The sequence below is a fragment of the Nocardia neocaledoniensis genome, assembly GCF_029868625.1.
Taxonomy (GTDB): domain Bacteria; phylum Actinomycetota; class Actinomycetes; order Mycobacteriales; family Mycobacteriaceae; genus Nocardia; species Nocardia neocaledoniensis_A.
This window is the reverse complement of the sequence record NZ_JARWOJ010000336.1, coordinates 1-15,063: the sequence shown is the minus strand read 5'-3', so window position 1 is coordinate 15,063 and position 15,063 is coordinate 1. Positions and strand designations below refer to the sequence as shown.

The window sequence follows — 15,063 nt, the reverse complement described above, 5'->3', positions numbered from 1 at the left end:
CTACGGCAACCACCGTAGCCGGGCCGGGTATCCGCGCTGGTTACTGGATGGCGAAGCGCAGCAGCGCCTGCCGATCGCCCTGCTTGATCTTGCCCTTGCGGTCGAGGACCTCGAGCTGCCAGACCGGCCCGTTGCGGAAGGCGCGGGCGATCGCGTTGGCGTTCTCCGCGCCGAGCAGTGAGGGCCAGATGTCGGCGACCGGCTGGCTGTCGGCGCCGGTGGCGTCGTAGATCTTGAACGAGACGTTGTTGGCCTTCTCGAACGAGCTGCCCTTCTTGAACGCCGCGGCGACGAACACGATCGCGTCGATGCCGGTGGGCACCTGGGCGAAGGTGACGTGCACCGTCTCGTCGTCGCCCGTGGCCGCGCCGGTCTGCTCGTCACCGGTGTGCAGCACCGCGCCGTTGCCGAGCGGATCGAGCGAGTCGAGGCCGGCGAAGCGCACCGGTTCGCCGCCCTGCAGGAGCACGGCGATCAGGTCCAGGTCGACGCCGCGCTTGCGCCGCGCCATGCCGAGCAGGCCCCCGCTGGAGCCGGCCGACGGGTCCCAGCTCACCCCCACGCTCATCTTGGTGATGCCGGCGAGGTCGGCCGCGCCGTCTTCCTTCTTCAGCGTAATCACGTTCCCAGGCTACGGACTCGCGGAGGAGCCTGCAGCGCAACGGGTTTCGCCTGGTCAGCGGACGCGCGCCGACGGTGCCGGGCGTGTCGGTCACTGTCGGATCGGGGCGCGGGGGAGCACAATAATCGGATTGTGTTGGAGCGAGCACTGCCGGGTCTGCGGCAGTTCCGGAACTATCGGCGCGCGTGGCTGCGTCCGGACGTGGTCGCGGGCGTCACCGTGGCCGCGTATCTGATCCCGCAGGTCATGGCGTACGCGACCGTCGCCGGGTTGCCGCCGGTGGTCGGGCTGTGGGCGACCATCGCGCCGCTGGCGGTGTATGTGCTGCTGGCGACCTCGCGGCAGTTGTCGGTCGGGCCGGAGTCGACCACCGCGCTGCTCACGGCGGTGGCGCTGGCGCCGCTGGCCGCGGGCGATCCGGCGCGCTACGCGGCGCTCGCCGCCCTGCTGGCTCTGCTGGTCGGTGGGTTGTGCCTGCTCGCGTCGGCGGCCCGGCTCGGTGTGCTCGCCGATCTGCTGTCGCGGCCGGTGCTGATCGGCTATCTGGCGGGCACGGCGGGGCTGATGATCGTGTCCCAGCTCGGCCGGGTCACCGGGGTGCCGGTGGACGGGCAGTCGGTGATCGCGCAGCTGCGCTCGTTCGCGGCCGGTATCGCGGACTGGCACCCGCCGACGGCACTGCTCGCGGGCTCGGTGCTGGCGGTGCTGGTGGTGCTGGCCAGGTGGGCACCGCGCGCGCCGGGGCCGCTGCTGGCGGTGCTGGCCGCGACGGTGGCGGTCGCGGTGTTCTCGCTGGAGCGCTTCGGGATCGACGTCATCGGGGAGGTGCCCGCCGGACTGCCGGTGCCCGGCCTGCCCGCGATCGCGGCGGCCGATGTGGTGGCGCTGCTGCTGCCCGCCGCGGGCATCGCGGTCGTGGGCTTCTCCGACAACGCGCTCACCGCACGGGCCTTCGCCGCCCGGCACGGTGAGCGGGTGCGGGTCAACACCGAACTGGCCGGGCTCGGCGCGACGAACGTGGCCGCCGCGCTCACCCACGGGTTCCCGGTGAGTTGCAGCGGCAGCCGCACCACCATCGCCGACCTGATGGGCGCGCGCAGCCAGCTCTACGCCGTGGTCACCCTGGCCTCGGTGCTCATCGTGCTGTTCGGGGCGACCGGGGTGCTCGCCCAGTTCCCGACGGCCGCCCTCGGCGCTCTGGTGGTGTACGCGGCGCTGCGCCTGATCGATGTGCCGGAGTTCCGGCGGATCGGCCGGTTCCGGCGCAGCGAGCTGTTGCTCGCGCTGGTCACCGCGGTCTCGGTGCTGGTGCTCGGGGTGCTCTACGGCGTGGCCGTCGCGATCGCGCTGTCGGTGTTCGATCTGCTGCGCCGGATCGCACGCGGCCACGACGCCGTCCTCGGCTTCGTGCCCGATGTGGCGGGGATGCACGACGTGGACGACTATCCGGAGGCCGAACCCCTCGCCGGGCTGGTGGTGTACCGCTACGACGCGCCGCTGTTCTTCGCCAACGCCGACGACTTCCGCGAGCGGGCGCTGGCCGCGGTCGACTGGTGGGCCGACCGCAGCGGGGAACCCGTGCGCTGGTTCGTGCTCAATGTCGAGGCCAATGTCGAGGTCGACCTCACCGCCCTCGACGCCGTCGAGCAGGTGCGGGCCGAATTGGCCGCGCGCGGCATCGTTTTCGCCATGGCCCGCGTCAAACACGACCTGCGCGCCGACCTGGACGCCTTCGGCCTGACCGAGCGGATCGGCCCCGACCACCTGTACCCCACCTTGCCGACCGCGGTCGAGGCCTTCCGCGCCGCGCGATCCGCGGATCCGCCGACAGGGTGATCAGTGATCGGAGCGATCGTCACGGCAACGGCTCGACGGCGCGGGCCCTCCGGCGAGTGCGGGCCGCGCCGTGCCGAGGTGGGACCGTGCGTTTCGGTTGCCCGCCCCGGACAGTCCAGGGCGGGCAGCGTTGTCGCGTGGGCTGTTCCGTCAGGCGAGGGCGGGGGCCATGGCGCGGCGGCGCGGTTCCAGGGCGGCGGCGACGAGGTAGCTGCCGCCGCCCGCCAGGGCCAGGACCCAGTACGGGCTGGCGCCGTCGAGGAACAGGGCGGCCGAGGAGGTCAGGGCGAGCCAGGCGCCGAGGGCGTATTGCAGGACGTCGCGATAGGCGGCACCGCCCGCCAGGTAGAGCAGGCCGACGATCAGGCCGGAGCCGGTCGGCCAGAGCAGCATCTTCAGATCCGGCTGTGCCAGTGCCGAACTCAGCGCGGTGATCACGAAGAACAGCGCGCCGAAGCCGATCAGCCAGGACACGGCGAGCAGATTGCCGACCACCGCCTCCCGGCCGGTGGCACCGCGCTGGGCTCGCATCGTGACGACGCTGGTGATGACCATCGCCGCCAGCAGCCCGCCGATCAGCAGCGCACTCGGCAGCACGGACGGCAGCCGCAGCAGCGGATCGGCGCCGTGCGACAAGGCGTACGCGCCATGGCCGAGCAGCCAGGCGAGTCCGAAACTCAAGTAGGACGGACGGTTGTCGAGCAGGACACGCAGGGCGGTCGGGCGGGACTCGGTGGTGGAAAGGTGCTGGGACATCACGGTTCTCCTCGGTGGCGAGTGTGGATGGGGCAGTGATCGGATCGGCATGGTCGCGGGTCACGACGGCGGCGCCGGGCACGTTCGGGGCGTGCGAATGCTCTGGAAGGACAAGCCGGCCGGGGCATGTCGGTGCCGCGCGTGACCGTGCTCGGACGGAAGGGTGCTCAGGCGACGAGGACGACCTTGCCGACGACGGTGCTCGACTCGGCGAGCGTCATGGCGCGGGCGGCGTCGGTGAGCGGAACCCGAGCGGCGACCTGGGCGCGCAGGTCGCCGCGCGCGGCCTGCGCGAAGACCTCGCCGAGGTCCGCGGCGATGCGGGCGCGGAAGCGGGGGAGGTTACGCTTGCCCGCCCACAGATTGAAGAAGTGGGCATTGCGCTTGTTGGGCAACGCGTTCCAGAGCAACAGCCTGCCCAGCAGTTTCAGTACGGGCAGCCGCGAGTTGCCCGCGTCGTTCTTGGTGGCCGCGGTGCCGTAGGAGACCAGGGTGCCGTGCTCGGCCAGCAGCGCGAACGAATCGGCGATACCGGGCCCGCCGATGTGGTCGAAGACCGCGTCGACGCCGCCAGGCGAAAGCTCCCGAACCTGGTGCGGCACATCACCCCGGTAGTCGATCCAGGTCGCGCCCAGTGCCCGCACCGCCTCGGCATTGCGCGCCGAGGCCGTCCCGATGACGCGAATCCCGTTGGCGCGCGCCAACTGTACGAGCGTGGAGCCGACGCCCCCGTTGGCGCCGTGCACCAGAATGGTCTGCCCCCGCTCGACTTTCGCCGTGCGGAACAGCATCTGCCAGGCGGTGATCCCGTTGACAACGAAGGTCTCCGCGGCGGCGGCATCGAGCGCGGCCGGCACCGGCACCAGATCCGCGGCGTCGAGCACGGCGTGGCTGGCCCACCCGCCGACCTTGGTCAGCGCGGCCACCCGGGTGCCGACCAGCGCCGGATCCACGCCGATACCGACCTCGGCGACCGTGCCGACCAGGTCGTAGCCGGGGACGAACGGGAAGGGGGGCTGGTCGTAGTACTTGCCGCGCCGCATCTGCTGCTCGGCGAACGAGACGCCGCTCGCCTCGACCCGGACCAGGGCCTGCCCGGCGGCGGGTGTCGGCAGCGCGCGCTGGGTGACGAGCAGGCCCTCGGGCTCGACGCGACCGGGCAGGACGATTTCGGTGACGGTGGTGGACATGACGGGACTCCTAGTGTGTGACTGGTCAATCACTCGATGGGTCGAAAAAATGCCCCGGGCGGGGCATGGCTGGTCAGCGGGGTTGTGGGTGGCGGATGCCCTTGGTGACGATCCGGGCCCAGGGGCTGGTGTCGCCGTCGAGGTCGAGGGTGGTGATCAGGTGGCACAGCTGCCCGAAGGCGATGTAGCGCTGCACCAGATCGTCCTCGGCGCCGGAGCGCTGCTTGGCCAGATCGGTGACCTTGGCCAAGCCGTCGCGCATCGCCTGTCCGATCTCCGGGACGTCGGCGACCGAGAGCGCGTGGACCTGCAGCATGAGCAAGTTCTTGTCACCGATCAGCTCGGCATAGGCGCCGCCCATGTCGTAGAGGATCTGCTCGGGTGTCGCGTCGGCCGCGGCCCCGGCCGCACCGGACGACATTGCCGCCGCGATCTGCTCGAAGCACCGTTCCAGCGCCGCGACGAACAGGGCGACCTTGCCCTCGAACAACTTGAACACATAGGCGGGGGAGATCTGCGCGGTCGCCGCCACCGTGGTGATCGGCGTGCCGTGGTAGCCCGTCCGGGCGAACTCCACGATCGCGGCGTCGACGACGGCGTCGCGCCGGAGATCCGATCGGGAGAGGGTCGCTCCGCTCTTGCTCATGTGAGTGACTGTACACTCACTCTTTCTCGGGCGTCAACACCTACAGTGGGCCGTCGCGCCACCAGCGGTCGAAGAGGTCCTGGCCGGAGGTGCCGCCGGTGACGGTGAGCGCGCACTTGGCTCGCGGACCGTCGGCGAAGCTGAGCTGCAGCTCGCCGGCGGGGAGGTCGACATCGGTCGTGTCGCTCCAGCGGATATGGCCACGACCGCTCGCGCGCTGCCAGTCCTCGTCACCGATGAGCCGGGTCGCGCGCGAGGACGGCTTGAACTCCGCGACGGGTTCGTCGGTGCCGCACTGCAGGATCAGGCGGGAGACCGGCTCACGATTGCCGTTGCAGGCGAGCGTGTGTGTCGAATAGCGGGTTTCGCCCGCGTCGATGGGGCGCTGGTTCTCGTCGACGGGGGAGCACAGGATGCCTTGAAAGCCGCTGTCCGCCTTGGTTTTCGGTAGCAGCCCGGGGAAGGCATCGATCACCCATTGGTGCGCGGCCCAGGAATTCGGATCCAGCGGCGCCGCCGAGGAGTTGGGTCCCGGCCCGCCCGGCGCGGACGAGTCACGGTTCAGCACGACGACACCCGCCGCCGCGAGCGCGGCCACCGCGGCCACGGCGCCCAGCGCGATGCCGAGACCACGGCGCCGGGTCGGGCGGCCGAGCGACGCCGACTCGGGCTCGACCCCCAAGGCGCCGGCCGCCGCGCTCGCGAGCTCACCGCAGCTCGCGTAGCGCCGCTGCGGATCCTTGGCCATCGCGCGGGCGATCACCTCGTCGATCGCGCGTGGCAGGCTCGCGACGGCACTCGGGCGTGGGGGCGGTTCGGTCAGGTGTGCCGCGATCACCGCGTCGACACTCGCGCGAGGGAACGGTTTCGCGCCGGTCAGCAGCTCGTACAGGGTGCAGCCCAGCGCGTAGACGTCGGCGCGCTTGTCGACGGCGGCTCCGGTCAGCTGTTCCGGGGCGGCGTAGGCGACGGTCGCCAGGATCGTTCCCGCCTGGGTCAGCGTCGTGCCCGCCGCCGCCTTGGCGATGCCGAAATCGGTGACAGCGACCCGATCCGGTTGTCCCGGAATCACTTCGACGAGGATGTTGGCCGGTTTGACATCGCGGTGCAGCATCCCGGCCCGATGCGCGTGATCGAGCCCGCGCGCGACGCCGGTGATCAGATGCGCCACCCGGGGCGGGGTCAGCGCACCCTCGCGCGAGAGCGTGGCCGCGTCGGGGCCGTCGATGAACCGCATGGCGATCCACAGCTGATCGCGCTCGATGCCCCGGTCGTAGACCCCGATGATGTTGGGATGGTCGAGCTGGGCGGCGAGTTCGGCCTCGCGGACGAAACGCGCGCGGAACTCGGGGTCGGCGCCGAACTCCGCCGCGAGCACCTTGAGCGCGTCGCGGCGAGGGAGGCGGGGATGAGCGGCGACATACACCGTGCCCATGCCGCCGCTGCCGAGCACACGTTCGATCCGATACCCCGCGAACACAGTGCCCGGCGGCAGGATTCGGCTACCCACTGCGCACCAGCAAGGCATATTGGGCGGCGGTGCGCTGCTGTGCGTTCGCCGGACTCCAACCGGTGAGCGTGGCGGTGTACCTGCCGTAGAGCACGTGGCAGGCCGCCTGATGGGGGGACGCGGGGGACGAACGGAGCTTCGTGCAGTACACATCCGGGACCCCGGCGGGGTTCTCGAGGAGCTCGGCGGGGTTCACCGCCTGCCGCTCCACCTCGAACACCTTCCGTGCGCTGACCGCGTCCGGAAACCGCTCGAGCACGTCGAAGTCGTTCATGGCGACGATCTCGATCGGGTCCTTGAATCCGTAGTGCTTCATCAGCCGGGTCGCCCGTGGTCCGAGGACCACACCGTAGACCGACAGCGCGGCCGACCAGCCCGCGTTGGTGTCGACGTCCGAGGTGACCACTGTCGGATAGGTCCATCGCCCCGGCCCGAAGGGCAGCAGCCGCGCCTGCATGCCGTCGCGGTCCAGCGGCAGGGTGTCGAAATCCTCGGGTGGGGTTCCGCGGAAATCGGCGAGCCGGGGGATCTGCGCGTCGAACACCTTGCGCACCATGTCGGTCAGCACCTGCTGATCGGGACTGGTGTGCCCGGCCAGCGCGCTGATGACGAACGAGCCGTGGGCATAGGTGGCCGCCATGGTCGGCACGCTTGGCCGCCAGTGCGCGAACGCGCCGGGGTACCCCTCGACGCGCACGTCGACGTTGTCCGGGCTGATCGCGGCATCGGTCGCGTTCATCTGCCTGGCGGCCAACCGGGCCGACTGATCATCGGGAAAACGCAGCAGCAGCACGGTCAGCAGCCGCGAGGCGCCGACCTCCGGCCGCTTGCCGAACAGGTTGCGATCGCTGCCGCTGACCGCGAATCCGGCCAGCATGCTGTGCGATTCGAGCGCCTCACGAACCCGCTCGGCGAGCAGGCCCGCCGCGGTCAACGGTGTCGGCAGCGGCGCGGTCCGTTCCTGGACGCCGTAGGTCAGCGTCGGATCGACCTCGACGGGGTCGAGCATCACTTCGCCCATGCGCACCGACTCCAGCACGCGGCCGTACTTGTCGTTGCTGGTCGTCGGCGCCGCCATCGGGTCGGTACCGTGCGACCCGACGTCCAGGGTCGCCAGGTGGACCTGCTGCGGCGACGGCTCGCCGTGGCGCACACACCCGCCGAGCACCGTCAGCGCCGCGGCAACGGCGAGCACTGTCCGAAATCGCTGCGACACCATCGTCCTACCTCTGCCCCAGTGGCGCGTCCGGCCACCAGCGTTCCAACAGCGCCGATCCCGAGTCGCCGCCGGAGACCCGGAGACGGCAGAAGTTCCGGTCGGGGCCGTCGAAGATCGCGTCGAGACGGCCCATCTTGAAGCCGTCGGTGGTCGTGATGGTGCCCCAGCGCACCTTGCCGGTGTCCGCACCGCGGGTCCACCGCTGCTCGCCTTCGATGACGATCTCGGAGGTGTAGCCGGCGATCTCGGCGCGGTCGGCTCGGCAGATCACCGACACCAGCTCGGCGGGGTCGCGGTCACCGAGACAGGACACTCCGCCGACCTCGGCCCGCTGCTCGATGGGCAGGAGGTCGCCGTTGCCGTCGACGTGCACGCAGTCGTGCATGTCCTGGTAGCCGACGGCCGCCGGCGCGACGGGCAGCAGGCGCGGGAGCGCCTCGGCCGCCATGGCCGCCGCACCCCAGGCCGCGGAATTCGTGGCGACGCCGGTGGGCTCGGCGATCGTGGCCGCGGCGTCGTCGCCGTCTGAGCCGACCATCAGCGAAACGACCACCGCCACAACGACTGTCGTCACGGCAGCCGCACCGGCGAGCCACCAGGACCGACGAGGCGGACGCGCGACGGGTGCGCACGCGGCACGTGCCGCGGCGGCCAGAGCGCCGCAGCTCTGATAGCGCTGCGCCGGGTCCTTGGCCATCGCCGTGGCGATCACCGCGTCCAACGCGGCGGGCACTCGGCTGTTCGCCGCCGAGGGGCGCGGTGGCGGCTCGGACAGGTGCGCGTACATGACCGCCGCCGGACTGCTGCGCGGAAACGGAACCTCGCCGGTGAGCAGCTGGTACAGCGTGCACCCCAGCGAATACACATCGGCCCGGTGATCGACGGGATCGCCGCTGATCAGTTCGGGCGCGGCGTAGGCCAGCGTCGCGGTGAAACCCACGTCCCCGGACAGTGTTCCGTCGCCATCGGCCACCCGCGCGATCCCGAAGTCGGTGACCAGCACCCGGTCCGGCTCGCCCGGTTCGGTGGTGAGCAGCAGGTTCGCGGGCTTGACGTCACGATGTTGCAGGCCGACCCGGTGGATCTCGTCGAGGCCGTCGGCGGCTTCGGACAGAATCCGCAGCGCCCGCTCGACCGGAAGGGCGCCCTCGCGCCGGATCAGCTCCGCGACGTCGCCGCCGTCGACGAACTGCATGGCGATCCACAGCTGATCCTCGTGCTCGCCGCGGTCGCGCACCGCCACCACATTCGGATGCTGCAGCCGCACCGCCACTTCGGCCTCGCGCAGGAACCGCGCGCGGAACTCGGCGTCGCCCGCGTGCCGGTCGGACAGGATCTTCAACGCGTCGTTGCGGGGCAGCCGGGGATGGCGGGCCAGGAAGACCTCACCCATCCCGCCCGCGCCGAGCCGCCGCTCGATCCGGTATCCGGCGAATTCCGTACCGTCCGAGACCGTCACCGGCACCGCCCTCCTGTTGCCCCACGATCAGAACGGCGCATTCGGCCACCACCGGTCGTAGAGGTCCTGGCCCGTCTTGCCGCCGCCGACGACGACCATGCAGAAGTTGCGTCTCGGCTCGTCGAAGGAGAGTCCGATCGTGCCCATGTCGCCGCTGGCGAGTGCCAGGGTGGACCAGGTGATCCGGCCGCGTCCGGACGCCCGACTCCAGGTGTGGTCGCCGAGGATCACGACCCCCGGCTCGTCGACCAGAGTGTAGGGGCTGCGGTTCGTCGAACACTCCACGTAGACATCGCGAACGGGGTTTTCGTCGCCGGTGCACGAGATGCGGGCGATGGGATCGGGCAGCACATCGAGGTCGGCCTGCTTGCTGATGCCGTCCTCGCCCCTGGTGATCGCGGCGCAGCGGATGCCCTGATGCCCGGTTCGGGTCGGTGTGGCGGGCAGCAGCTGGGGCAGCGCGTCGACGATGAAAGAGTAACGGCCCCAGGTCACTCCGGTTGCGGTGGTCGGCGCGGCGGGGCTCGCCGCCGGTTCGCCGCTGTCGCGGGTGAGCACCACCGCGACAGTCGCCGCCGCAACGAGGGTGACGACCGCGGCCGCGATCGCGGCGTACCGCGGCCCTCGATTCCGTTGCCGCGGTGGCCGGTCCACCGCGGTGGGCGCGGACGGCGACTCCACCGGGACCGCCGCGGGGCGCGGCAGCGGTGGCGGGGACGCCACGACGGTCTGCTCGACCGCGACGCCGAAGGCCGCCGCCGTCGCCGCCGCCAAGGCGCCGCAGGAGGAAAAGCGTTCCTCCGGATTCTTCGCCATGGCGCGCGCCATGACAGCATCGATCGCGGGCGGCAGTTCCGGCCGGATCGTGGTGGCGCGCGGCGGCGGCGCCATCAGGTGCGCCTGCATCACCGCGACCACCGAATCGCGCGGGAACGGTTTCGTGCCGGTGAGCAGTTCGAACAGGGTGCAGCCGAGGGCGTAGACATCGGCCCGGTGATCCACGCGCTGCTCGGTCAGCAGTTCCGGCGCGGCGTAGGCCAGGGTCGCCACGACCGTCCCGACCGCGGTGAGCGCGGTGCCGTCACCGGCCGCCCTGGCGATGCCGAAATCCGCGACGAGTACCCGCTCCGGCGCGTCGTCGACGGGTTCGAGCAGGATGTTGGCCGGTTTCACGTCGCGGTGCAGCAGACCGTTGCGGTGCGCCTCGTCCAGCCCTCGGGCGGCCTCGGTGACGATGTGCACGGCGCGTTCCGGCGGCAGTGCCGACTCGCGCCGCAGCAGCGCGGCCACATCGGTCCCGTCGACGAACTCCATGGCGATCCACAGCTGGCCGTCCTCGACGCCGCGGTCGTACACCGAGACGATGTTCGGATGGTCCAGCCGGGCGCTCAGTTCGGCCTCGCGCAGGAATCGCGCGTGGAATTCCGTACCGGCACCGGCGTTCTCGGGGAGTACCTTGAGCGCGTCGCGGCGGGGCAGTCGCGGATGGGCGGCCACGTACACCGTGCCCATACCGCCCGCGCCGAGCACGCGCTCGATCCGGTATCCGGCGAAAAAGGCTCCTGAGGAATATGTTCCGGGCATCGGCACTACTCGCTGTTCACCAGCAGCGCGTACTGCGCCGCCGCTCGATGGTGCACGTCCTGGTAGTCGCGGCTGAAGACCACCGCGACGTAGCGGCCGTACCGGAGGCGGCAGCTGAACCGGGTCATCGGTGCGCTGCCGGTGCCTCGTTCCGCGCAGTTGATGTCGACCATGCCCGCCGGTGGCGGCACCGAGGACCTCGGATCGTCCTGCTGCAGGCCCGAGAAGAATCTGGCCGCCGTCGCCGCGTCGGCGAAGCGCAGCAGCCGGTCGAACCGGTTGAGGCCGGTCAATTCGGGGACCTCGGGGGAGGGGCTGGCGAAGTGGCCTGCGCGCGGACCGAGGACGATGCCGTGTGGCTGTACCAGGCTGTCCCAGCCCGCGGTTTCCGCGAGTTCCGAGGTGACCACCACCGGATACGGCCAGCGCCCCGGCGCCTCCGGCACCATGCGGGCCAGCATGCCGTCGCGGTCGAGCGGCAGGTCCGCGAGAGCCGCGGCCGGGGTGAGCTCGACATCGCGCAGCAACGGCTGCTGCTCGGTGAAGGCCTTGCTCGCCAGCGTCGTCAGAACGCCGAGATCGGGTGTGGTGTGCCCGGCGAGCACGGTGACGACGAAGGAGTCGACGGCCATCGTCGCCGCCAGCGTGGGTACCGTCGGACGCCAGTGTGCCCGCGCCGTCGGGTGGTCCGGAATCGGAACCGCGACGTTGTCGGGGCTCACCGCCGCGTCGGCGGAGTCGATCTCGGTCGCCGCCTGGCGCGCGGCATCCGCGTCGGGGAAACGCAGCAGGGTGATCTGGACGATCCGGCCACTGCCGATCGCGAACTGGCGCGTATCGCTGGCCCCCACGGTGAAACCGGCGATCATGCCGTGCCGTTCCAGCACCTCACGGGCCGGATCCGCCAGCAGCGTCACCGCTTTCGCGGGAGTCGGCAGCGGGTCCGAGCCCGATCGGGTGCGGGGGACGTTCAGCGCGGGATCGACCCGGGCGGGGTTCGCGACGAGCTCGCCGATCCGCACCGACTCGATCACCCGGCCGTAGTTCTCGTTGCCGCGTGCGGGTGCGGCCAGTGGATACCGGTTGTACGGGCCCACATCGAGGGTCGCCGGGTCGGGCACCGGCATCGGATCACCGGTCACCGCGCAGCCGGTGAGTGCGGTGAGGACCACACCCAGGGCGAGTGACATACGTGCGAGTTTCACAGCGGCGCCTCCGGCCACCAGGCGGCGCGCAGTTCGGTGCCGTTGCGCGCACCGGTGACGACGAGGTAGCAGAAGCTACGGTCGGGATCGTCGAAATACACCCGCAGGTAGCCGGTCAGCTGTGGCGCCTTCACCCGGTCGAGATAGGTTCCCCAGTGCAGGTTTCCGTGGCTCGACGATCGCGTCCACTGTTCGCTGCCCTCGGCGCGATCGTAGGTGGGCGGCGGCGCGATCGGTGAGCGGTCGGCGTTGCAGACCACGTCGATCGTCTTGGCCGGCTCGCTGTTGCCGAAACACAGGATCCGGCCGACCGGCACGTACACGTCGACGGAGACGTTCTTCAGTCGCTCGTCGATCGGATTGCATCCCCACATCTCCTGATACCCCGCCCCGAACTGCCAAGCGGGCAGCAGCTCCGGAAAGGCCTGCACCACATAGGTGTACGCACCCCAGGACACCGCGTCCACACCCGTCTGCGGGCCGAGCGGGATCGTGGCGGGCGAGTGCTCGGACCCGGTGCGGCTCACTCCGAGGATCGCCGCCGTCGCCGCGAGCAGGACCACCGCGGCCGCGGCTCCGAACACCAGCCGACGTCGCCGCGCCGGCGGCCGGGTGACAGCCGTCAACCGCACCGTCCCCTGCGCGGCCGCTTGCACCGCCGCGGCCAGCGCGCCGCAGGACTGGTACCGCTCGTCGGGGTCCTTGGCGAGCGCGGTGGCGAGCACCGTGTCGAAACCCGGTGGGAGCCCGGCCTTGTCGAGCGTGGGCGGGGGCTCGTGCAGGTGGGCGTACATCACCGCGGCGGGGTTGTCACGGGGGAACGGCACCGACCCGGTGAGGAGTTCGTGGAGCACACAGCCCAGTGCGTAGACGTCGGCGCGGTGATCCACCGCCCCGCCGTTGATCTGCTCGGGTGCGGCGTAGGTCAGGGTGGCGCTGATCCCCGGGCCGGTCGACGCGGTGGGGGCGTCGGCGGGCCTGGCGATCCCGAAATCGGTGACCAGGACGCGGTCGGGTCGGCCGTCCTGTTCGGCGACAAGGATATTCGCGGGTTTCACGTCCCGGTGCAGCACGCCCTTGCGATGCAGGGCGTCGAGGCCCTTGGCCACCTCGGTGACGATCCGGACGGTCCGGTCCAGCGGCAGCGCGGCCGGGCCGCGCCGGATCAGCTGCGCGAGGTCGACACCGTCGACGTACTGCATCGCGATCCACAACCGGCCGTCGTACTGGCCGCGATCGCGCACCGCGACCAGATTCGGGTGATTGAGCCGGGCCGCGATCGTGGCCTCGCGCAGGAACCGTTCGCGGAACACCGGATCGCCGGTGAGGCCGTCGGACAGGATCTTCAGCGCGTCCTTGCGGGGGAGGCGCGGATGCTGGGCGAGGAAGACCGTGCCCATCCCGCCCATGCCGAGGCGTCGCTCGAGGCGATACCCGGCGAAACTCATGCCCTCAGAAACAATCAACTGTCATGCTTCCCGAACCGATCAGCGCCGGGACCCTTCCGGCGCGTGCCGGCCGCTGGGCGCGGTCGCGCGGGGCGCAACCGGAGCCGGAGACCCGGCCGACGGCCCGACTATAACCGACCGGCGGTTACGCCAGGCGCCAACCGGTCGAGCCGCTAGCCGAGGTATCCGGCTACGAGGGGAACGGCGTCGGCGATGTGCTCGGCGTGGATCGGCGCCAGGACCGGCGTGAACTCCCAGCTCCCCTGCGGGGCGTGCAGTTTGCCGATGACGATCGCGGTGTGCGAGGCGGCGTCGGCGAGGTCGAAGCGGACCAGCTCGATGCCGGTGACATTGTCGACGACCCGGCAGAACCCGTTGTCGATCTGGCCGAAACGCTGGCCGGTGTAACAGCTCACGAGGAAGACGATGGTGGTGATGGCCGGGTCGATCCTGGTGAGGTCGACCACGATCGCCTCGTTGTCGCCGTCGCCGTCGCCGGTGACACTGTCGCCGAGGTGGCGGACCGTGCCGTCGCGGGAGGTCAACTGTTCGTGGTAGGCGACATCGACGAAGTCGGGTCCGGCGAACAGCAGCGCGGCGGCGTTGAGATCGATGTCCTTCTTCGCGCCGACGAGGAGTCCGTCGGGGTTGGCGGGATCCCAGCCCAGGCCCATCGTGACGTGCTCGAGCGGCGGTCGGTGCTGGGGCAGTGATCCGGTCATGCCGCATAAACATGCCGTAAAGACGGCGGCATTGGCAAATGCGGCGTTCGCCTCGGTTATGAGGTGATTCACTCACCGGTGGTCGATTGTCTGACCGATTCGCTATTGCCGACTCGATCGAATGCAATTGTTCCGGCCACCCGCGTGTCATTTCTCGTTCATCTACATGAAGGAATTGTCAACGGTTCGGGTCGGCGGGAATTCAAATGTCGTGAAACTCGGATCATGCCGCCTCGCTATGAAGTTGCCGGATTCGAGGTTTACTTTTCGGCAGGCGTTCGGCGTGCGAGTATCGGCGCGGAACGCCGATCGCCAACTGTTCGCCCGACTTGTCGGTCGTGTTGCGGTGTGTTAATAATTCATCGCCGGGGGATTCGATATTCCGGGCCGCGAGAACCGGTGAATATCGCCTCGCGATGCGTCACCTTTGATGAGGAGAAATTCTGTGAGCAAGTTCCGTGTGGTCGGTGCAGCCGTTGTCGTCGCGACCGGTCTGATGCTGGGTGCCGCGGGCACCGCCGCCGCTGCCGACGCGCCCAGCACGGCGTCGGCCGATTTCTTCAGCGGCAGCGCGAGCTACCCGGTGAAGCCGACCGCCACCACCCCGGCCCCGAGCACCGCGTCGGCGGAGTTCTTCACCGGTCTGGGTTCGGGCAGCTCCGCTCCGGCCACCGTCGCCGACGCCCCCAGCACCGCTTCCGCCGAGGCGTTCAGCGGCAGCGCGAGCTACCCGGTGAAGCCGACCGCCACCACCCCGGCCCCGAGCACCGCGTCGGCGGAGTTCTTCACCGGCCTGGGTTCGGGCAGCTCGGCGCCGGCCGCCTGACCCGCCACGTGCGAACCTGCCGCCGCCCGGGAAACCGTCC

At 70.6% G+C, this 15,063-nt stretch carries 13 protein-coding genes; 2 read left to right on the top strand and 11 right to left on the bottom strand.

The window, feature by feature from the left end; translation table 11 throughout:
• Positions 1-40 precede the first annotated feature (40 nt).
• Positions 41-622: a TerD family protein gene (locus QH270_RS25850; RefSeq protein WP_110041497.1), complete on the bottom strand. Its 582-nt coding sequence runs from the start codon at positions 620-622 to the stop codon at positions 41-43.
• 132 nt (positions 623-754) lie between these two features.
• Between QH270_RS25850 and QH270_RS25845 the strand changes: the two genes are divergently transcribed.
• A complete protein-coding gene (locus QH270_RS25845) occupies positions 755-2,458 on the top strand; it encodes a SulP family inorganic anion transporter (RefSeq protein ID WP_280346674.1) in 1,704 nt (567 codons plus the stop codon).
• Between the two features lie 150 nt (positions 2,459-2,608).
• On the opposite strand, the gene QH270_RS25840 is transcribed toward QH270_RS25845, so the two are convergent.
• The 10 genes from QH270_RS25840 to QH270_RS25795 all read right to left on the bottom strand — a co-directional run bounded on the left by QH270_RS25840 (position 2,609) and on the right by QH270_RS25795 (position 14,197).
• Positions 2,609-3,214, bottom strand: coding sequence for an ABC transporter permease (locus QH270_RS25840; RefSeq protein WP_280346673.1), 606 nt, complete (start codon positions 3,212-3,214; stop codon positions 2,609-2,611).
• A gap of 167 nt (positions 3,215-3,381) precedes the next feature.
• Positions 3,382-4,404 carry a medium chain dehydrogenase/reductase family protein gene (locus tag QH270_RS25835; RefSeq protein WP_280346672.1) on the bottom strand — a complete coding sequence of 341 codons (1,023 nt, stop codon included), beginning with the start codon at positions 4,402-4,404 and terminating at the stop codon, positions 3,382-3,384.
• 73 nt (positions 4,405-4,477) lie between these two features.
• Complete coding sequence (locus tag QH270_RS25830; protein ID WP_280346671.1) at positions 4,478-5,050, bottom strand: TetR/AcrR family transcriptional regulator; 573 nt, start codon at positions 5,048-5,050, stop codon at positions 4,478-4,480.
• 40 nt (positions 5,051-5,090) lie between these two features.
• Positions 5,091-6,560: a serine/threonine-protein kinase gene (locus QH270_RS25825; RefSeq protein WP_280346670.1), complete on the bottom strand. Its 1,470-nt coding sequence runs from the start codon at positions 6,558-6,560 to the stop codon at positions 5,091-5,093.
• Positions 6,553-7,779 (bottom strand): DUF7373 family lipoprotein, encoded by a 1,227-nt coding sequence (locus tag QH270_RS25820; protein ID WP_280346669.1) that lies wholly within the window; start codon positions 7,777-7,779, stop codon positions 6,553-6,555. The genes QH270_RS25825 and QH270_RS25820 overlap by 8 nt, the downstream gene beginning before the upstream one ends.
• A 4-nt stretch (positions 7,780-7,783) precedes the next feature.
• Positions 7,784-9,238: a serine/threonine-protein kinase gene (locus QH270_RS25815; protein WP_280346668.1), complete on the bottom strand. Its 1,455-nt coding sequence runs from the start codon at positions 9,236-9,238 to the stop codon at positions 7,784-7,786.
• A gap of 27 nt (positions 9,239-9,265) precedes the next feature.
• The gene (locus QH270_RS25810) at positions 9,266-10,822 is read right to left on the bottom strand and encodes a serine/threonine-protein kinase (RefSeq protein WP_280346667.1); all 1,557 of its coding nucleotides are present in this window, start codon (positions 10,820-10,822) and stop codon (positions 9,266-9,268) included.
• Between the two features lie 5 nt (positions 10,823-10,827).
• The gene (locus QH270_RS25805) at positions 10,828-12,012 is read right to left on the bottom strand and encodes a DUF7373 family lipoprotein (RefSeq protein WP_280346666.1); all 1,185 of its coding nucleotides are present in this window, start codon (positions 12,010-12,012) and stop codon (positions 10,828-10,830) included.
• A gap of 11 nt (positions 12,013-12,023) precedes the next feature.
• Positions 12,024-13,493: a serine/threonine-protein kinase gene (locus tag QH270_RS25800; protein WP_280346665.1), complete on the bottom strand. Its 1,470-nt coding sequence runs from the start codon at positions 13,491-13,493 to the stop codon at positions 12,024-12,026.
• Positions 13,494-13,648: 155 nt separating this feature from the next.
• A complete protein-coding gene (locus tag QH270_RS25795) occupies positions 13,649-14,197 on the bottom strand; it encodes a TerD family protein (protein WP_280346664.1) in 549 nt (182 codons plus the stop codon).
• A 445-nt stretch (positions 14,198-14,642) separates the two neighbouring features.
• On the opposite strand from QH270_RS25795, the gene QH270_RS25790 reads away from it, so the two are divergent.
• Complete coding sequence (locus tag QH270_RS25790) at positions 14,643-15,023, top strand: hypothetical protein (RefSeq protein ID WP_280346663.1); 381 nt, start codon at positions 14,643-14,645, stop codon at positions 15,021-15,023.
• The last annotated feature ends 40 nt before the right edge of the window (positions 15,024-15,063 follow it).